The following is a 20,488-nucleotide window of genomic DNA, read 5'->3' as shown; positions in this document are numbered from 1 at the left end:
CCACAGACGCAGACGATTCAGATTCTTCGCTTTCTAAACTTCAGAACTTATACTCAATATTCTTCAGATGAAAGTTCTTCATAATCCTGTCTCAATTTTTTCTGATAATCATCACAATCCTTATCTTTACAAAAAACCTTAATAAGAACAAAAACCGAACAGGCAACAGCAGAGACCAAACACGCTTTACCCCAATTTTTGCATAGACAACTTTTTTCTTTTAACATACTTCACATTTCCTCATTCCCGTTTTCCAAACGACGCTGTCCGGATATAATAATTCAATAATTCACGCGACAACATCATATATCAAATTGAGACATCGGATATCGATAAAAACCCGTAAAATCGCGCGATATGTTTGAACACAACCGCTCTCTAATCACATATTTTTATATAATCTTGCCGGTCATATCCGGTTTGGACATATAAACGCGCAACTTCTAAAACAGTCGAAGTTTTCTAAAAAGATCAGCGGAGCAATACACACAAACATACTTAAAAAAACTCTAATTACCGTATATCAAATACCTTTTATAAATTCTGGCTTTCATCATTTCCGCACTACGCTGCGTCATTATATTGTCGTCAAGTATCCATGAAAGTTCACAGTGTTTATAGCCCATTTCAAGAGCATTTTTTAAACCTTTTTCATACATAATGGCTTCAATGCCTTTATTTCTATATTCTTTTATAACGCCCATAACCATAAGTCTCAAATTGTCTATTTTATTTTTGTAATATAAGAATTTAAAAATTCCAAAGGGAAAAAGTCTGCCGTTAAGTTTTTTTAACACATAATTGTAATCAGGAAAAGAAATAAGTATCCCTACAGGCGTCCCCCCTACCGTAGCTATTATTATCATTTGCGGTTTTATAAACTTTTTTAATTTTAAGGCAAGCTCAGCAAATTCTTCATTTGTCCAAGGTACAAAGCCCCAGTTTTTTTCCCACGCACGATTATATATTGACATCGCAATCTTCAAATCCTCTTCAAACGAATCTTTTCGCATAGTTCTTATTTCTAACGTCGGAAGTCTCTTTTTCGCCAAAATGACAGCTCTCTCAAGTCTGATAATTCTTGAATCTTTCGTAATGTCCATATCATAAGCGTAAAGCTCTTTTATTTTTTTAAGACCGCACTGTTCAGCAAGACGTAAATAATACTTCGGAGTGTAAGCCATCGCAAGACTCGGCGGTATATCGAATCCCTCCGACAAAAATCCACACTCATCATTCGTCGACGGATTCATAGGTCCCATCATCTTGTATATATTCTGCTCTTTAAGCCAATTTTCCGCCGCGGAGAAAAGAGATCTTGCCGTTTCAATATCATCATGACATTCAAAAAAACCAAAAAAGCCTCGCTTATCGCCCTGAAAAGTTATATAGTTGTAATCTATTATTGCCGCAATTCTGCCGACGACGTTGCCATTATCATCATAAGCCAAAAAAAGCTGCTTTTTCGCGTGCATCCAAAAAGAGTTTTTACCTTCAGAAAGTATATTTGCGGCATCTGAAATTAAAGGCGCTACCCATGGGCTGTCTTTTGAATAAATTTTCCAAGGGAATCGGACAAACTGTTTGAACTGTTTTCGAACATCTACTTTAACTATTTTCATCTTATTTTTATGCACTCAGCAATTTTCCTCTTATATATTTAAACTGCTGCGTCAATTTATTCTATAATTTTTTTTAAATTTTCAAGAATAGAACCAGTCACCGACGGAATGAACAATCGCCATAGCTCGTTCTTATTATCGCCTATTTTTCTGGAATTGTGGGAGCCAGCGGGAAAAGTAAACACGCTTTCGCTGAAAAATACCCTCAGCATTTTATTTTAAAGCGACCAAACCATTTCCAAAGCTTAAAAGTATAACTTGTAAAAAAACAACTTCATCTTACTTAAAGCATAGAATATATAGAAGTTTTGTATCGTAAAAAAATTACAGCCCCCGCGTTATATTTTTAATAGTTGATAATTCCAGCTTTATTTAACCGCCGGTGCAAACCAGAGTTTAAAAGCCATAGCCTTAGAGATATCAATATTATTCCATAGTCGAAACGCTTTTCGACTACTTCACCGACTTTACCCATCACGGCATAAGAACGTATTTCGCCAACAAACAACACCGTTTCGCACTTCCCCGCAAGTCTTGAAATTTCTCGGAAACTTACAATATCACTATCCGCATTTAAAAATTCCGTCGACTCAACATAATTAATCCCTTCCCTTCTACTCAAACTGTCTTTTAAAATCTGGCGGCGGACGGCTTCTGCTATTGCGGCAAAAGATAAACAGCAATCGTCCATAGTTAAAGCATAATCAATCCGCTTAAAATTAAAACTGCATTATGTTCTGCCGACTCAGTTTTCTAAAAATATGAGCAATTATCCTGCTTTTTTAAGATTATTTGCAGCACGCAAACTAAAACACTTTTTGAAAATATCAGCGTTCGCTTAAAATTTTTCATCTCGCAAAAACAGTTTCAGAAAAATTTATTGTTCAAGTACCAATTATATGTTATTTCAGAAGCAACTTCAAGAGAAATAAACCTAATATTTAAATCATTTTCGGCAGGTTTGGTGACCGCAATCCAATACTTCTGAAGCATTTCCGCAATTTTCTGCCTGTTTAACACCGCAGGCTTTTTAGTTATATAAGATAAAGACTCCGCCACTATTCCTACAAATTTAAAAATAAAATCCGCAATAGGGAGAGGAATTGTTTTCACACCGATAGAAGACGATATAATTTTGCCTATTTCCGACCATGTATATGCAGCGGAATTCGCAAGGTAATAAGTATTATTATCAGTTTTTTTGTTTCTTAAACACGCCGTCACGGCATTGGCCACATCTTTCACATAGACAAGTTGTAACAATCTTTTTGTAATTGTCACAGGTCTGAGGTGTTTGTATATCAAATTAAAAAATATAAAAATATCTTTGTCTCTCGGACCATAAACAACGGCGGGTCTTAAAACTGTGTATGGAACTTTTCCACAGAGCATTCTTTTAATCTCCGACTCCGCTGCAAGTTTGCTCAAACCGTAATCCGAAACCGGATTTTCTTTATTCGTAAAATTTTTAACACTTGCAGATATTGACGGTCCCATAGCGGCTTGCGAAGAAATAAATATAAACTTTTTTAAAGCTGGATTTAATTTTAGAACTGCCTTGCATAGATTTTTAGTGTTTTCAACGTTCCCCTTGAAATATTCGTCTTTTCTGGACGCGCGCACAACTCCCGCACAGTGAACAACAACATCAACATTTTTAACACTTATCTCTGAAAATTCTTTATCGCCTAAATCGCCATATCTATATTCTATAGGTAGATTTTCTATCCACCTCAAATTCGATGTCTTTCTTACGGCACACACAACGCTGCATTTCGCTTCAAGCAACCTCTCAACAACATGACTTCCTACAAAACCATTTGCACCCGTAACCAAAACTTTTAACATCCGCTCCTCGTTCAATCATATATAGCTAACCAGTCTTTGTAAGGGCAATCGGCTACAAATTACCTTACTTAAAGCCGTATTCCTAAGGCAAATCTTCATTTTTCAACTATATCTTCGCTCTTTTCCAAAAAAACTTTTATAGCCTCCCCAGCAACTTTTGAAGCGCAAACCGTTGCATTACCGCCGACACAGCCTCCTTCGCAACCCATCACTTCGATTAGGTTTCCTTCTGCGCATTTTTTATCTTTAACAATTCTTTTCAACTGTTTGATTGTTTCTTTATTCAAACCGTTAATTACATACGGTCTTGCCAAATCTTTCCCTTCAAGAAGTTTCGACACAGCGCTTACGACCCCGCCTGTAACGCCAAAACCGCGTCCCTGTCTTGAACTTTCAATATCAAATTTTTCTTCTTTACAGTCCTGAACTTCAATATCTTTCACGTTAAACAACGCCATCAGCTCTTCATAGTTTATTACATAATCAACATTGCCGTTTTCCTGCGCCTCTTTTTTCTTTGAAACACAAGGACTTATAAAAACAACTATAGCATCTTTGTGTTCGCTCTTAACTTTCTTCGCAATATAGTAAAGAGGCGTATTAGTATTTGAAAAAAACGGTTTTGCTTCGGGCAAATGTTTTTTTATAAGTTGATAATAACTCGCACAGCAGGAAGTTGTTATAAAAGTCTCGCCGGATTTTATTCTCTCTTTGAACTCCCTTGCTTCATTTATTGTGGTTGCGTCCGCGCCCTGCGCAACTTCATACGCATCTGAAAAGCCGGCTTTTATTATTGCGGATTTTAACTGATAAATATTCCCCGTAAACTGTCCAACAATTGATGGAGCAAGCAATGCAATAACTCTTTTGCAGAAAACAATATTTTTTAAAACGTCAATTATCTGACTTTTTTCGTGAACAGCACCAAACGGACAACTCATTATACACTTACCACAATATATACAGGTTTTGTAATCTATTTGCGCAGTACCATTTTCATTTTTTTTGATTGCGTCGACGGGACATGCATCTTCGCAAGGAACGGTTATTTTTACAATAGCATTATACGGACAGGCTGTAATACACATTCTACAATTTTTACATTTACTGCTATCAATTACCGACTTTCCGCCAATTATGCTTATCGCACCGAATTTACAAGACTTAGAACAGAGATTCGCCACACAGCCCTGGCATAAGTCCGTTACGTAAATTCTGCGGGGAACACAACCTTTGCAGGCAGCTTCGACGACCGCAAGAGGATTTTCTTCAGGTTTTTTGCGCTCAAGAGCTTCTTGCGCATAATTTGACAGGTCAATCGCTTTATCATCGTCCTCTATTGCAAAGCCCAAGCCAGCTATAACACGGTCTTTCAGGACTGCGCGTTCTTTATAAATACAACACCTGTATAAAACCTTACTGCCTTTCGGTCGCATATCAAAAGGAATAAGCCGCACGTTTTCTTTAAAATCACGCGAAAAAAACGCTCTTATAATTCTTTCTAAAACCTCTTTTTTTAAATGTATCTCTTGATTATTGTTGTTCATTTTCTTAGTTTTCTTTTTATAATCTGAAATTCGTTAAAATTATCCTAACGCAAAATCACCAATGAGCATTTGACATTTTATTCGTTATCGGCGGATATTTTTTCAACGACAGTTTTAAACCAAATTTAGAAAATACTCCCTCTTTTGTCATAGCCCATTTTATCATTTTTTCGCCTCTCCTTACTACTATAAATCAACTCAATACTCAAAATTTAGAGGTAAATATAAAATAGCAGCGCTTGGAACGTAAAAGAGACACTGCTGGACTATTTAATGAAAACAGACTGAAGCAAAGATATGGTGCGAAGTTTAGAAAAAAATTTGAATAATATTGATAAAACCACGCGCAGAGAAGAGATAAGTATCAAACAGCAAATGATACACAATAGACTTGCATCACGACACAACAAGTCTAGAGAAATCATATTGAATTTCAGAAATTTGTAGAAAATAGCGGTTGCGCACAAGTATGCAAAAGAAAATGCGAGTAGAAAAGGGCTTGAGCGATTGGTAAAACATTAAGACAAAAGCAGCAAAATTATCTTGAATGCCATAAAATGTTTTGATGATTAAAAGACTTCAGGAAAATTTTGATATTTCTTGAAAAGATAGAGAAGAAACACATAAAGCGGGGATGAGAATAACAACCAAAGAAGTATGGCGTTTTTAAAGCAAAAATAAACTGCCGCCGCAACAGCGGAACAAACAACTGCAATATATACATTTGTTTGAACAAACGGTTAAGAAGCTATGGACAAGACAATAAAGGAGAAAGTTGGAGAAACGGTATAATCACCACAATTGAAAATTATGGCTAAATAGGAAAGGCGGTGATCATTTATTCGCTACTCAGTTTATTGCTGCAAATTTGATTTAGATTACCGCTTGTTTCTCTTGCGGAGAATCTTTTTTATCTTTATATTGGTTAAAATTATAATTTTTGTCGCTACTCCGATGAAAAACGAACGCTTATTTTTCACAGCGAAATAATAATTAGAACAAGAAAAGGAGTACACTCTTGAAAATATCCCGAATCTGAGGTTAACATAAAAAGAGCGGTTTTATGACAATGTTTTTTTGTAAATGTATAAAGAATTCGACATCAACTCTGTCCTCAAACATCGGGAGGAGAACAATGATTGCGCACTGAGTCGGCGCGGAAAACGTTTTTGAGCTGTTCGCTGACGATAACGGCTATCATTTTCAGCGTTACAGTAACGCAGTCGGACATGATTTCCCATGCAAACGCGATGACAACAACTATCTCTCGGTGTTACGATAACCTTTTATTATGTGTATACACAATGTTAGCTTCATTCACACTGTAGAGCAAAAGAAAAAAAGCTTGAAGAACGCAAAGTTGTTGCTTAGGTTTATGAATATCGTTTTAGCCGCATCCGTTTGAGATTACGCTTTATCTATCACGCCGATAGACAATCGTTTCAAAGTCACTACTGTCACTTCCTAGAATGGCAACGACTTAACAGAGAGTCACTTTACGCCAGCTTCGGACGACCGGCACTAAGCCGCGCTTATATACAAAAAAACAGCTATTTCCCGAAAATTATTTAAACTTCTCCGTTATAAGCCTTAATAAAAATATTTTTAATATCGCATATTAATGGATATACGGGATTTGCTCCGGTACACTGGTCATCAAACGACTGTTCTGCAAGTTTGTCCAATTTATCATAAAAATCTTTTTCCGATATCCCCACATCTTTTATTGAAAGCGGGATTTGAATACTTCTTTTGAGTTCTGTTATTGCGCTAATTAACAAATTTACTTTTTCGTCGTCGTCTTTGCCACCAAGATTTAATTCGTCAGCAATCTGCCCGTATTTTGCCTTAGCATTAGGGAACTTGTATTGCGGGAATACAGCTTGTTTTCCGGGACGATCTGTCGCATTATAGCGGATTACCTGATTGATAAACAAAGCATTTGAAATTCCGTGCGACAGGTCAAACGTCGCTCCAAGCTTGTGAGCCGCCGAGTGGCATAAACCGAGAAACGCATTTGCAAAAGCCATACCCGCAAGAGTTGACGCATAATGAACTTTTTCTTTTGCAACCGGGTCTTCTTTTCCTTTCGCATAAGAACGCGGAAGATACTTGAACAGCAATTTCACCGCTTCTAAAGCAGGCGGATTTGTAAAGTTTGTAGCAAATGTAGACACATAAGCCTCAATCGCATGAGTTAAGGCGTCAATACCTGATGCCGCGCACAAACTTTTTGGCATAGAATCAACAAAATCAGGGTCAATAATCGCCATATTCGGAGTTAGCGCATAATCTGCAATAGGGTATTTGACATGAGTCTCATCATCAGTAACCACCGCAAACGGCGTCACTTCTGAACCTGTGCCGGAAGTAGTGGGAATTGCAACCAGCTGCACTTTATTTCCCAATTTGGGAATTTTACAGATTCTTTTTCTGATATCCATAAATCGCATCTCAATATCTTTAAAATCGGTTTCAGGATGCTCATACATCAACCATATCATTTTCGCAGCGTCAATTGGAGAGCCTCCGCCAAACGCAATAATCAAATCAGGCTCATAAGTCCTAATTATCGCTAACGCTTCATTTATTGTAGAAATAGTGGGATCCGGTTTAACATCAAAGAATATCTGGTAATTAATATTAATTTCCTCCAACACTTTCGTAATATTATGAATTATACCGGAATTGAACAGAAATCTGTCCGTAACGATAAACGCGCGTTTTTTGCCTCGCAATTCGCGCAGCGCCAGATCCGTAACACCTCTTTTAAAATAAATCTCCGACGGAACTCTAAACCACAGCATATTTTCTCGTCTTTCCGCAACCGTTTTATAGTTTAATAAGTGTTTTATACCGACATTTTCACTCACGGCATTCCCCCCCCACGAACCACATCCGAGCGTCAACGAAGGTTCCAGTTTAAAGTTGTATAAATCGCCAATCGCGCCTTGCGAAGACGGCGTGTTAATCAGAATACGACCGGTACGCAATTTACTTCCGAACGCGTTAATTCTGGTTTGTTTTCTTTCATCGGTATAAAGCACAGACGTATGTCCCGCTCCGCCCAACTCCACAAGACGATAAGCCTTATCAAGCGCATCTTCAAAGCTCCCAGCTTTGTATATCGCTATTACCGGCGATAATTTTTCTTGCGCAAATTCCTCTTCCAAACTAATTTCAGAAACTTCACCCGCAAGAACTTTTGCATCTAAAGGAACTTCAACTCCCGCCATACAAGCGATCTTGTAGGCAGACTGTCCGACAACTGCCGCATTCAAGTTGCCTTTGATAATTATTATTTTTGCTATTTTTTCTTTTTCCTGTTCGTTTAAAATATACGCCCCGCGAAATTTTAACTCTTTAACAACTTCATCGTAAACATCTTTCACGATTATAATTGACTGCTCAGACGAACAAACCACGCCGTTATCAAAAGTTTTTGACATAAGAATTGAAGAAACTGCCATCTTAATATCAGCGGTCTCATCGATAATAGCGGGGGTATTGCCCGCGCCAACGCCAAGAGCAGGCTTCCCTGAGGAATAAGCAGCTTTAACCATTCTCGGTCCGCCTGTGGCAAGGATAGTGGCTATATCTTTATGCGTCATAAGCAAATTAGTTAATTCCAACGATGGAACGTCAATCCATCCAATTATATCTGCCGGAGCACCAGCTTTAATCGCCGCGTCGAGAACAATTTTAGCTGCTGCTACCGTAGATTTTTTAGCTTTCGGATGAGGCGAAAAAATTACAGCATTTCTCGTTTTTAAAGCAATCAAAGCTTTAAAAATTGCCGTAGAAGTAGGATTCGTAGTCGGAATAATACCGGCTATAACACCAACAGGTTCGGCAAAAACTTTTATTCCGTTCGCTTTATCTTCGCTGATAATTCCGCAGGTTTTAGCATTTTTGTGCTTATTATAAATATATTCGGAAGCAAAATGGTTTTTAATAACTTTATCTTCAACAATTCCCATACCTGTTTCTTCAACAGCCATTTTTGCAAGAGGGATTCTCGCACGGTTTGCTGCAATTGCCGCAGCTTTAAATATCGCGTCAACTTGCTCTTGATTGAAAGTCGAATATATTTCCTGAGCTTTTTTCACGCGATCAATAAGCACATTCAAGGTTTCGAGACTATCAATCAATGTCGTTGAACCGACATCTTTTTCTGAAGTTTCAATACCTTCTGTTTTTGTTTCTGACATTTTACGTTTCCTTTAACTACAAAACACAATTCTATTATCTTCTTAAAGGCTTCTTCAGCGCGAACGCGCCTTTTTTAACCGCCTTTGAAAGACTTTATCTCTCTTATTATACACGGAATAATTTCGTATATATCGCCTTCCAAAGCATAAGTTGCGGACTGCATCATAGGACACGATGCATCTTTATTTATTGCGATAATAATGTCGGACGAACTCATGCCTATCATGTGCTGGATTTGTCCTGAAATTCCGCAGGCAATATAAACTTTCGGAGCAACTGTTTTCCCTGTCTGTCCTATCTGATGAGAATAAGGTATCCATTCCGAATCAACCGCAGCTCTTGATGCCCCTATTGCCGCTCCTAAGAGATCCGCAAGTTCTTCAATAAGCTTAAAACCTTCCCGCTTACCCAGTCCCCTTCCGGCGGCTATAATAATGTTTGCCGCATCAAGATTGACGACGGCACTTGTATCTTTTATAGAACTCAAGAACTTTGTTCTGTTCAGCAAAGTCTGCACATTAACTTTATATTCAATAATCTCGCCCTTTCTTCCCTGTTCTATTTTCGCTTCCTTAAAAACTTTATGCCTTACAGTAGCCATTTGCGGACGATGCTCCGGTGTCAAAATGGTCGCCATAATGTTTCCGCCGAAAGCAGGTCTTGTCTGCTGGAGATTTCTCGTCTTAGGATCTACTTCTAAAGAAACGCAATCCGCCGTAAGCCCCGTACGAATTCTTGTCGCAACTCTTGAAGCAAATGAACATCCCATATTCGTAGCACCCATCAAAACAATTTCAGGTTTCTCTTTCTCTATAAGCTGTGTTAAAACGCTGGTATAAGGATCATCTTGAAATTCGGCAAAAATAGAATCATCGCAAACATAAACCTTATCTGCACCTCTGTCAATCAGTTCCTGAGCTTTTGACTTAATATTACTGCCTACTAAAACCGCACTTAAAGTAGTTCCTAGCTTCTCTGCAAGTCTCTTTCCCTCATTTAAAAGTTCATACACAACGCCCGATATTTCGCAGCGTCTCTGTTCGGCATAAACCCACACGCCTTTATATAGACTTTTATCAACTCCGGACTGCAGCGATTCTTTTTTAAGTTCTATAGCATTAAATTTGCAAGACTGGACGCAAGAGCCGCAATATGCACATTTATTTAAATCAATAACCGCAAGTTTTAATTTTTTAGGATGCTCCTGTCTTTCAACCATTGAAATCGCGCCGAAAGGACATACGTCTTCACATACCTTGCATCCCATACATTTGTCAGTCAATACTTTTATACTATTTGCCATTTAAAATAACTCCCCAAATAAAAGTTTAACGCAGGATGTCAGAATACCTTCAACAATAAAAAAACAGTTTCCGGATTAGATTGCGACCATAACGACCGGCACTTATGTTGTCAAAGTTTCTGTGCCGTCTTTTCCCAAATAGACTCAAAACGTCACTCCGAACTCAATTCAGCATCAATTATTAAAAAACAAAGGCAGGTTCTGCAGTCACGTCCGTAATGATGCACAAAAAATTTTTACATTTAACCCTGCTCTTCACAATTTACTCCGTTTTTATATGACCCCGACACCAGACAACCTTTTAACCAAAGCAGCAGCAATTTCTTTCGCTTCACCGCTGAATTTTTCGCCACCGGTTCTCTGCGTCGGCACAAATATTTTCATAACCTGCGTAGGAGATCCGTTAAGACCAGTCCTCTTAGTGTCGGCTCCTATATCGGCAGCGGTAAGAGTTTTAACAACCGCTTTTTTCGCAGCCATTTTGCCTTTAAGAGACGCAACTCTGGGAGTATTTATTTCTTTTACAACCGTCAAAAGAACAGGAATCGGACTTTCTATTAGGTCGTATCCGTCTTCCATCATTCTTTCAATTTTTATCGATTTATCATCAATCGACTCTATTTTCTTAACGTAGGCTATATGCGGTATATCGAGCATTTCCGCAATTCCTGGACCGACTTGTCCAGTATCACCGTCAGATGCCTGCCTTCCGCAAATAACAATATCATAATTGCCAATAAATTTTATTGCCGACGATAAAGCATAAGACGTTGCCAAAGTATCCGCCCCGCCAAAAGCTCTGTCGCTTACCAAAACAGCTTCATCTGCACCTTTTGAAATAGCTTCTCTTAAAGCGGATTCAGCCTGCGGAGGTCCCATAGTAATAGCTATAACTTTTCCACCGATTTTCTCCTTAACTCTCACAGCCGCTTCTATAGCATATTCGTCAAAAGGATTAATTATCGATTCCACGCCATCTCTTTTAAGTCGTCCTGTTTCCGGGTCGATTTGCACATTCATCGTGTTAGGTACCTGCTTAATACAAACAATTATATTCATTTTTTTCTCCATCATTCTCACTTTGATCACAAATTAAAAACTGCAACTATCGCGGATTCGTAATTAATAAACACCAATCTGATAACAATGCGAATATTTTTTTACTTTCAAAATCTACTGTTATATTTGGCATATTAAATTTACACCAAGCTCCGGTTGTCATATATGTCAAAAATGCAACACAATTGAAAAGTACGTCAAAAATAACCCAACCTGCCCGAACGATACTTCCTATCAATGCTTTCAGTTACATAACCTTCTTTTTTAACTATAACAGCATGGTTATCTCCTCGAGCTAATGCGATAGGAACCATACCTTTGCTAACATTGTTACCGCCACAACATAAATCTCACTATTCTGCGACATCGATTTTATAGACACATCCTGCTTCGTCCCGTTAAAAATAAGCGCACAAGAATTCATTAACAAAGCAGGTAATAATCTTTTCATTCCAACCTCTTAACTTGTTTACATTAATCTTACGATAATATTATGATAAAGGGGCATGAACTTAAAAGACAAAGAAAGCTATTTAGACTTTGCCGCCGATTCTTTAATAAGGTTAAGCGCTATCTCATTTTTCTGAATTTGGCTTGTCCCTTCATAAAGCGTCGTGATTTTTGCGTCTCTCATCATCTTTTCTACGGGATATTCCCTCGTATATCCGTATCCACCGAATATCTGCACCGCATTTGTGGTAACTTTCATTGCCACTTCCGAACAGAAAAGCTTTGCCATCGCCGATTCCTTGCTGGTGCGTTTGACGATTCCAGAATCAATCATTCTTGCAGAAGCATAAAGCAATGCTCTTGCAGCTTCAACTTCAGTTGCCATTTCCGCAAGCATATGCTGTATCGCCTGAAAAGAAGCTATAGACTGCCCAAACTGAACTCTCTTTCTCGCATATTCAACAGCTTCATCTAAAGCCCCCGTCGCAATACCAAGCGCTTGCGCAGCAACACCCGGACGAGAATTATCTAACGTCGCTTGCGCTATCATCAAACCATGTCCTTCTTTCCCGAGCAACTGATCTTTATGCACCTTGCAATTAGTGAATATAAGTTCTCTTGTAGACGACGCCCTGATACCCATCTTTTTTTCTTTCTTGCCAAATTCAAAACCCGGCGTGCCTTTCTCCACAATAAAGCATGAAATGCCTCTTGCGCCTCTGCCCGGATTTGTTTTAGCAAAAATGGTATACACTTCGGCATCTCCACCGTTAGTTATAAAACATTTTGTTCCGTTTAACACATAATAATCGCCGTCTTTGACAGCAGTTGTATCCATTCCGGTCGCATCTGAACCCGCTCCCGCTTCCGTTAAACCAAAAGCTGCCAACTTTTTACCAGACGCAATATCAGGCAAATATTTTTTCTTCTGCTCTTCACTGCCAGATATAAGAATAGGCAGAGTTCCCAGCGCCGTTGCGGCAAGCGACAAAGCAATTGCTCCGTCAACTTTACACAATTCTTCGACGACAAGCACGAGACCCATAATGCCTTTGCCGAAACCGCCGTATTCTTCCGGTATATATGCTCCACACAAATCAGCCTGTGCAAATTCTTTTACAATTTCCCAAGGAAATTCTTCTCTTTCGTCATAATGTTCCCTTAATGGTTTCATTTTTTTAACCGCAATTGTTCTTGCAGTTTCAACCATCATCTGTTCTTCTTCGGATAACCTATAATCCATTACCATATTAAAACTCCTCTTAATCTTATTTCAAGTTTATATCATGAAAAAACAGAATAAAAAAAATAACTGTCAACTACAGACTCAAGAAATAAGCTTAGAAATGACATATTCTGATTTCCTTTTTTCACTGTCACTTTAAAATTCACTTAAAATACGTTTCTACAGGTTACTCCTCACTTCACTCTGTTTTTACTATATTTTTCATTGCTTGCTTGGCAGCGAACTGTTGGGCTTCCTTTTTGGAATTTCCCATGCCTTTGCCTAAAAGCTTATTTTTTATGTACACAGCAGCTTCAAACTTTTTACTATGATCATATCCGGATTCTTTTATTATTTTATATTCAGGAAGTTCTTTATAAATCGATTGTATGATTTCTTGAAGTCTGCTTTTATAGTCTGTAATTATTATTTCTTTACGACTGTCCAAAAATTTCAAAACAAACTTTTTTACATTTTCAAAACCACCATCTAAATATATTGCTCCAGTAACAGCTTCAAACACATCACATAACAGACTTTCTCTCTGCCTTGCTTCTTTTGTATCTTCATTTTTACCTAAATATACACAATCACCTAAATCAACCTCTCTAGCCCAACCACTTAAATTATGAGCTGAAACAATTTGAGATTTAAGCTGTGACAATTTTCCTTCGTTTTCATATGGGTATCTCAAATAGAGGGCTTCTGCAACAACCGCTGAAAGAATACTATCCCCTAGAAATTCCATACGTTCATTACAATTTTTTCTGCTGGTTTCAGTCGCATAAGATCTATGCGTCAAGGCCGTCGTTAAAACTTCAATATCATTAAATCTGTACTCAATAATCTCTTGAAGTTTCTCCCGACTTTTATTCGACATATCTTTTTACTACGACGGTCGCGTTATGCCCACCAAAACCCAGAGAATTTGAAATAGCGCAGTTGATCTGCTGGATTCTTGCGGTATTTGGAACATAATCTAAATCGCATTCCGGATCGGGTATTTCATAGTTTATCGTAGGAGGTATAAAACCTTCCTGCATAGCAAGAACCGTAGCCGCAAGTTCTACACCAGCCGCGCCGCCTAAAAGATGTCCTATCATTGATTTTGTCGACGAAACTGGCACTTTATACGCTCTTTCGCCAAAAACTTTCTTTATGGCAAAAGTTTCCGTCTTATCATTCAAAATAGTCGACGTACCGTGCGCATTGATATAGTCAACTTTTTCTTTAGAAATACCGGCGTCGATTATCGCTTTTTCCATAGCCAAAACAGCAGCTCTGCCTTCAGGTTCGGGAGCGGTAATATGGTAAGCGTCATCAGACGCTCCATATCCTGCAAATTCAGCGTATATTCTTGCTCTTCTGTTTAGCGCATGTTCCAAAGTCTCAAGCACAATTATGCCGGCGCCTTCGCCTATGACAAAACCGTCGCGGGTTTTATCAAAAGGTCTAGACGCTTTTTGTGGTTCGTCGTTTCTCTGCGAAAGCGCTTTAATCGAACAAAAACCTGCAACGCCTAAAGGAACGATTGCTCCCTCCGAACCGCCAGTAACTATTACGTCTGCATCGCCGCTACGAAGCAGCCTTAAAGCATCGCCCATAGCATTATTAGAAGATGCGCATGCGCTTGTAATTGCATAATTAGGACCCGTAAAGCCATAATTAATAGCTATTTCGCCAGGAAGCATATTCGTGATTATCATAGGAATAAGGAAAGGACTTACTCTTCTGGGACCTTTTGCCAAAAGAGCTTGTTCTTCCTCTTCAATTATGTCTAAGCCACCGATTCCAGTTCCAGTTATAACGCCAATTCTCGATAAATCTTCCTTAGAAGTATCAAGTCCTGAATCTTCAACAGCAATTTTAGCCGCAGCGACACCAAGTCGCGTAAACCTTGCCATTCTTTTTAATCTCTTTTTGTCAATAAATTTTTCAGGATCAAAATTTTTAATACTAGCCGCAAATCTTGTGCTATACGCGCTCGCGTCAAATAATTCAATAGCAGAAACACCCGATTTACCTTCTTTTAAAGCTTTTGTAAATTCAGTATTACCGATACCTATAGGAGTAACAACACCTATTCCGGTGATAACTATTCTTTTATTCATTTTAATGCCTTATTTTGCGGCGTGTTTTTTAACATAATCTATTGCATTTTCCACTGTTTGAATTTTTTCTGCCTTTTCATCTGGGATTTCAATGCCAAATTCCTCTTCAAAAGCCATAACAAGCTCTACGGTATCCAAAGAATCCGCACCTAAGTCATTAACAAATGATGCGCTTAGTACAACTTCAGCCGGATCTACACCTAACTGCTCAACAATAATTTCCTTCACTCTAGCTTCAAAATCTGCCATTTTCGTACGTCCCCCTTTGATGTTCTTTACTTCTTTATTATTTTATTATTTTAGTCTGAACAATATTTTTTTATTCCCACCATAAAAGTTATGATGAAAAATGGAGTAGATAACAAATATCCTTTCTTACTTTCTACCGTCAATTTCACTCTTCAAATTCCTAAAACTCCAAACTGCGCCGCTACATATACATTCCGCCGTTGACGGCTAAAACGTGTCCCGTTATATAAGACGAATCATCGCTTGCCAAAAATAACGCCGCTTTTGCTATATCGGAAACTTCTCCAAGTCTTACAAGAGGTATTACCGAAGTCATTGCCTGCCTTTGCCCTTCAGTCAATTTATCCGTCATTGCGGTGCGTATAAATCCGGGAGCAATAGCATTTACCAAAATATTTCTTGAAGCAAACTCTCTCGCACAGGTTTTTGTAATTGCAATTACACCGCCTTTTGATGCGGAATAATTTATCTGCCCAGCATTTCCCATCTGTCCTACAACAGAAGCTATATTCACTATTCTGCCATATCTTTGTTTAAGCATCGACTTGCTTACTGCCTTTATACAATTAAATACACCTTTTAAATTAACTGCTATAACCGCATCCCATTCTGCTTCGCTCATTCTTAAAACCAAATTATCCTTTGTTATTCCCGCATTGTTAATCAGTATATCTATTTTAGAAAATTTGTCAAGAGACGTTTTGACCAAAGTTTCGCAGTCTTCTAATTTTGAAACATTCCCGGCAACTGCGATAGTTTCAACACCATATTTTGCTTTTATCTCACTGGCCGCTTTCTGTGCCGATTCTTCATTTATATCGGAAATTATAAGCTGTGATCTTTCCGATGCAAAAATATCCGCTATCGCCCTTCCTATACCCTGCGCCGAACCCGTAATAACTGCCGTTTTACCTTGAAGTTTCATTTACCTAGTTCCTCCAATGTTTTTCGTAAACTTGCTGAATCCTCTATATTTAAACTTAATGCTTTTTTCGATCTGTCTATCTTTCTTAAAAGTCCGGACAGAACTTTTCCGGGACCTATTTCCACAAACTTATCACAACCCGCTGCAATAATATTTTGTATAATTTCATTCCATCTCACGGGACTTTTGATTTGTTTTACAAGTCTTTCCTTCACAGTTGAAGCATCCATCATCAATAAGGCGTCGCAGTTTGCGTACACGCCAAAAAACGGCATATTAAAATCATACTTCTCAAGTTCTTTTGACATATCATCTGAAGCCGACGCCATAAGAGAAGAATGAAAAGGTCCTGAAACATTTAAAATAACGGTCTTTATTGCTCCCGCAGCCACGGCAAGCTCAAGCGCTTTATTTACAGCTGCCACAGTTCCGGCTATAACAATTTGTTTAGGAGAATTAAAATTAACCGCTTCGCAAATGCCTGTACTTGAAGCCTGTTTGCACACATTTTCAACGTCAGATTTTTCTATACCTATAATTGCTGCCATCGCACCGGGCGTTTTTTCAGATGCTTTTTGAATAAATTCCCCTCTTGCTTTGACCATGGCCAAGCCAGTTTTAAAATTAAAAAATCCAGCCGCGCATAAAGCAGAATATTCACCCAAAGAATGACCTGCTGCAACAAACTCGTTAACTGAAACATCACAATATTCTTTAAAAACTTCAAAAGCTGCCATGCTTACTGTAAATATTGCGGGCTGTGCGTATTTAGTAAGCTTCAAAGTTTCTTCAGGTCCCTCAAAAATAATTTCTTTAAGCTCATCGCCTGCCAAATTTATTATCTCTTTGGCTTTGGGATACTTATCATAAAGATCTCTCCCCATACCGACCGCTTGCGCTCCCTGTCCGGGAAACATCAACGCTATTTTTGACATCTCACACCTCTTAAAAAGCAGTTTGAACTGTTAGTTTCGACTTCGCACATATTTCACTCTACATTTTAATTACTGCAGCACCCCATGTAAACCCGCCGCCAAATGCTATCAGTTCCGCAAGATCGCCTTTTTGCAATTTGCCGGTTTTTACGGCTTCGTCTAAAGCCGTAATTGTTGTCGCAGATGAAATATTTCCCGTTTTATGAATATTTACAAAAACTCTGTCCATAGAAATGCCCAATTTTTTGGCAACTGCTTCAATTATTCTCATATTTGCCTGATGCGGAATAAAAAGTTTTATATCTTTAAGTTCTTTCCCCGAAAAATTAAGCGCCTTTTCGGCAGCAAGCGCCATTTTCGGCACAGCAACCTTAAAAACCTCTCTACCCTGCATCTTTATTTTGCGTCCATTTATATTTGCTTTTTTATAACAAGCTGTCCCGCACGCAGCCAAATCAAGTAAACCCGAATACGAGCCATCGGCTCCGAGAAATACAGATAAAATATCATTATCTTCCGAAGAAGCTGACAAAATCATAGCCCCAGCCCCGTCGCCAAACAAAACGCACGTATTTCTGTCAGTCCAATCTGTAAATTTTGTAAGTTCTTCAGCGCCAACTAACAAAATCGTTTTATACAATCCAGACTCGATAAAAGCCTTTGCCATTGAAATTCCGTAGATAAAGCCGCTACACGCTGCGGATAAATCAAACGCAGGCACCGGATTAGCAAGTCCCAGTCTTTCGTGTAAGAAGCATGCAGTTGAAGGAAATAACATGTCAGGAGTAATTGTTGCCACAAGTATCAAGTCTATCTGTTCAAGTGAAATATTTGCGGATTTTAAAGCTTCAATTGAAGCTCTATAAGCAAGCTCCGAGGTCGGTTCGTCCTTTTCTGACACCCTTCTTTCTTTAATTCCAGTCCTTGTGCGTATCCATTCATCGGAAGTCTCAATCATTTTCTCCAAGTCCGCATTCGTAAGAATTTTTTCAGGGAAATATGATCCTGTACCTAAAATTTTTGTGCCGATTTTTTTATTCATTTATTTACATGACCTTGTTATTATACCTTGCTATAGCTTCTTTAATTTCAACCGCAAGATTGTGTTCTGCTGCTCTTGCTCCAGCAAGAATAGCATTTTTTACTGCTTTTCCGTTTGACTTTCCATGTCCTATTATACATACGCCGTCAACGCCTAAAAGTGGCGCTCCGCCTGACTCGCTGTAGTCAACTTTTTTCCTTAAATCTCTTATCGCAAGCCATAAAAAAGGAAGCGACGCCCATGTTATAGGATGTTGCTTTACTTCCTTTCTCACAAGTTTAAGCATCATTTCGGTAAGTCCCTCACCGAATTTTAATATTACGTTTCCCACAAATCCGTCACATACAGCCACGTCAACTTTGTCTTTGACAATATCTCCGCCCTCAACATTCCCTATAAAGTTTATCTCTGCTTTCCTAAGAAGATCAAAAGCCGCCAAAGTAAGTTCATTGCCTTTCGTAGGCTCTTCCCCAATTGAAACCAAACCAATTCTAGGATTTTTTACACCGGTAACTTTTTCACAAAACAGACTCGCCATTATTCCAAACTGAAGAAGATATTCGGGAACACAATCCACATTCGCGCCCATATCGGCAATTATGCAATATCCATTAACGCTTGGAAAAGCCGTTGAAATTGCGGGTCTTAAAACGCCTTCTATTCTTTTTAAATAGAAAAGCGCCGCAGACATAGCAGCTCCGGAATTGCCCATAGAAACAAAAGCATCAGCTTTACCTTCTGCCACAAGTCTTGCGCAAACAGATAAAGAAGAATCTTTTTTCTGACGAATGGCTTTTGCAGGATGTTCATCCATAGTGACAAATTCTGTCGCATTTACTATTTTTATATTATCAAGTGATACGAAACTATATTGTTTGCTCTGTTTTAAGAGTTCTTCTGCTATAATCTTTTCCGAACCTACAAGCAGAATTTTATGCCTAGATTCTCTAGCCGCAAAAATTGCGCCCTCAACCGTTGAAACGGGTGCAAAGTCGCCGCCCATTGCATCAAGCGCAATTATCATTGTTTATCAGCCTCTTGCTGTGTCTTAGCAGGTTTTCCCGCCTTTTTAAGCGAAATAAGTTTACCATTATAAAACCCACATTCAGGACATATTCTATGCGGCAACTTTGCTACACCGCAATTTGAACACCTGCTCAAACTCGGCACATCAAGTTTTGAGTTTGCCGATCTCCTGCAATCCCTGCGATGAGGAGTATGTTTTCTTTTTGGATTTGGCATTTTCACTCCCTCCAGTTGCTTTTATTAACAATTCTTTCCATCTTTCACGTATAAATTCGCCATCGCCGTCGTCACAAGAGCATGAATCATTCTTTTTATTGTGCTTACCACAAGCTTTACATATCCCTAAACAATCTCTACTGCATACCGGCTTCATCGGTATTTCAAGCACTAATAGCTGACGCACTTCTTCACCGACGTTAAAATATCCGTTGACAACATCCACAACAATATCTATGACAATTTCCATAGAATGTCCATAAACAAAAAGGCAGCGGGAACATTCAAGATAGACCAAACCCTTTATTTTTCCGTTTACATATATTTTATCATCAGATATTTTAACAGCTCTAAACGATACGTAAATATCGGACTTGCAACCTATGTTGACTTTATATTCATCCGTTCTAATTTCAACAGCATTCGTTTTCAAAAAATCAGATAAACTTAAAATTAACCCATTCATAATAATTCTTTAGATTATAAATGTTGATTGCCACTTTGTCAACACTCAAAAAAATAGAGCTTTCGCTATATATCTAATATTTCAGATATCACTGCAGTAAAATACAGACTCCGCTACTATTTAAGATTAAGAGTTGCGCATTACTTCTTAAAACTATAGCTGTCAAAGAAATCGCCAATTATTTCTTATCTCCATAATTTGGACGTCTCTTCACATATTTTCTTTTATTTGGCATATGTCCACTTTACAATT

The 20,488-nt window shown here is 38.4% G+C and carries 19 protein-coding genes; all 19 read right to left on the bottom strand.

The features are described from left to right. Positions 1–53: 53 nt before the first annotated feature. The gene (locus tag LE179_RS04925) at positions 54–227 is read right to left on the bottom strand and encodes a hypothetical protein (protein ID WP_374129260.1); all 174 of its coding nucleotides are present in this window, start codon (positions 225–227) and stop codon (positions 54–56) included. A gap of 282 nt (positions 228–509) precedes the next feature. After that, positions 510–1,622, bottom strand: a complete 1,113-nt coding sequence (locus LE179_RS04920) for a hypothetical protein (RefSeq protein ID WP_374129259.1) — start codon at positions 1,620–1,622, stop codon at positions 510–512. Between the two features lie 346 nt (positions 1,623–1,968). Then, the gene (locus tag LE179_RS04915; protein ID WP_374129258.1) at positions 1,969–2,313 is read right to left on the bottom strand and encodes a hypothetical protein; all 345 of its coding nucleotides are present in this window, start codon (positions 2,311–2,313) and stop codon (positions 1,969–1,971) included. Between the two features lie 176 nt (positions 2,314–2,489). Next, a complete protein-coding gene (locus tag LE179_RS04910) occupies positions 2,490–3,470 on the bottom strand; it encodes an NAD-dependent epimerase/dehydratase family protein (RefSeq protein WP_374129257.1) in 981 nt (326 codons plus the stop codon). Positions 3,471–3,565: 95 nt separating this feature from the next. After that, positions 3,566–5,017 carry a monomeric [FeFe] hydrogenase gene (locus LE179_RS04905; protein ID WP_374129256.1) on the bottom strand — a complete coding sequence of 484 codons (1,452 nt, stop codon included), beginning with the start codon at positions 5,015–5,017 and terminating at the stop codon, positions 3,566–3,568. Between the two features lie 1,568 nt (positions 5,018–6,585). Continuing rightward, positions 6,586–9,228, bottom strand: a complete 2,643-nt coding sequence (gene adhE / locus LE179_RS04900; protein ID WP_374129255.1) for a bifunctional acetaldehyde-CoA/alcohol dehydrogenase — start codon at positions 9,226–9,228, stop codon at positions 6,586–6,588. A 74-nt stretch (positions 9,229–9,302) separates the two neighbouring features. Next, positions 9,303–10,532 (bottom strand): FAD-binding protein, encoded by a 1,230-nt coding sequence (locus LE179_RS04895; RefSeq protein ID WP_374129254.1) that lies wholly within the window; start codon positions 10,530–10,532, stop codon positions 9,303–9,305. A gap of 273 nt (positions 10,533–10,805) precedes the next feature. Next, a complete protein-coding gene (locus tag LE179_RS04890) occupies positions 10,806–11,591 on the bottom strand; it encodes an electron transfer flavoprotein subunit beta (RefSeq protein ID WP_374129253.1) in 786 nt (261 codons plus the stop codon). A gap of 295 nt (positions 11,592–11,886) precedes the next feature. Further along, the gene (locus tag LE179_RS04885; RefSeq protein WP_374129252.1) at positions 11,887–12,042 is read right to left on the bottom strand and encodes a hypothetical protein; all 156 of its coding nucleotides are present in this window, start codon (positions 12,040–12,042) and stop codon (positions 11,887–11,889) included. Between the two features lie 78 nt (positions 12,043–12,120). After that, positions 12,121–13,284: an acyl-CoA dehydrogenase family protein gene (locus tag LE179_RS04880; protein WP_374129281.1), complete on the bottom strand. Its 1,164-nt coding sequence runs from the start codon at positions 13,282–13,284 to the stop codon at positions 12,121–12,123. 181 nt (positions 13,285–13,465) lie between these two features. Beyond that, positions 13,466–14,146, bottom strand: a complete 681-nt coding sequence (gene rnc / locus LE179_RS04875; RefSeq protein WP_374129251.1) for a ribonuclease III — start codon at positions 14,144–14,146, stop codon at positions 13,466–13,468. Further along, the gene (fabF, locus tag LE179_RS04870; RefSeq protein ID WP_374129250.1) at positions 14,136–15,377 is read right to left on the bottom strand and encodes a beta-ketoacyl-ACP synthase II; all 1,242 of its coding nucleotides are present in this window, start codon (positions 15,375–15,377) and stop codon (positions 14,136–14,138) included. The genes rnc and fabF overlap by 11 nt, the downstream gene beginning before the upstream one ends. 9 nt (positions 15,378–15,386) lie before the next feature. Continuing rightward, the gene (gene acpP / locus LE179_RS04865; protein WP_374129249.1) at positions 15,387–15,626 is read right to left on the bottom strand and encodes an acyl carrier protein; all 240 of its coding nucleotides are present in this window, start codon (positions 15,624–15,626) and stop codon (positions 15,387–15,389) included. A 181-nt stretch (positions 15,627–15,807) separates the two neighbouring features. Further along, positions 15,808–16,551, bottom strand: coding sequence for a 3-oxoacyl-[acyl-carrier-protein] reductase (fabG, locus tag LE179_RS04860; protein ID WP_374129248.1), 744 nt, complete (start codon positions 16,549–16,551; stop codon positions 15,808–15,810). Beyond that, entirely contained in the window at positions 16,548–17,486 is a 939-nt protein-coding gene (fabD, locus tag LE179_RS04855; RefSeq protein ID WP_374129247.1) for an ACP S-malonyltransferase, read from the bottom strand. The genes fabG and fabD overlap by 4 nt, the downstream gene beginning before the upstream one ends. A 58-nt stretch (positions 17,487–17,544) precedes the next feature. Further along, on the bottom strand, positions 17,545–18,528 hold the full coding sequence (locus LE179_RS04850) for a beta-ketoacyl-ACP synthase III (RefSeq protein ID WP_374129246.1): 984 nt from the start codon (positions 18,526–18,528) through the stop codon (positions 17,545–17,547). A gap of 4 nt (positions 18,529–18,532) precedes the next feature. After that, the gene (plsX, locus tag LE179_RS04845; protein ID WP_374129245.1) at positions 18,533–19,552 is read right to left on the bottom strand and encodes a phosphate acyltransferase PlsX; all 1,020 of its coding nucleotides are present in this window, start codon (positions 19,550–19,552) and stop codon (positions 18,533–18,535) included. After that, complete coding sequence (gene rpmF / locus LE179_RS04840; protein ID WP_374129244.1) at positions 19,549–19,770, bottom strand: 50S ribosomal protein L32; 222 nt, start codon at positions 19,768–19,770, stop codon at positions 19,549–19,551. The genes plsX and rpmF overlap by 4 nt, the downstream gene beginning before the upstream one ends. Further along, positions 19,700–20,236 carry a DUF177 domain-containing protein gene (locus tag LE179_RS04835; RefSeq protein ID WP_374129243.1) on the bottom strand — a complete coding sequence of 179 codons (537 nt, stop codon included), beginning with the start codon at positions 20,234–20,236 and terminating at the stop codon, positions 19,700–19,702. Before LE179_RS04835 ends, rpmF begins: the two co-directional genes overlap by 71 nt. Positions 20,237–20,488: the final 252 nt, after the last annotated feature.

Origin of the sequence: Candidatus Endomicrobiellum agilis (assembly GCF_020328115.1) — a bacterium.
Classification (GTDB): Bacteria; Elusimicrobiota; Endomicrobiia; order Endomicrobiales; family Endomicrobiaceae; genus Endomicrobiellum; species Endomicrobiellum agilis.
The sequence above is the reverse complement of the archived record's forward strand: the minus strand, read 5'-3'. Positions and strand labels throughout refer to the sequence as shown.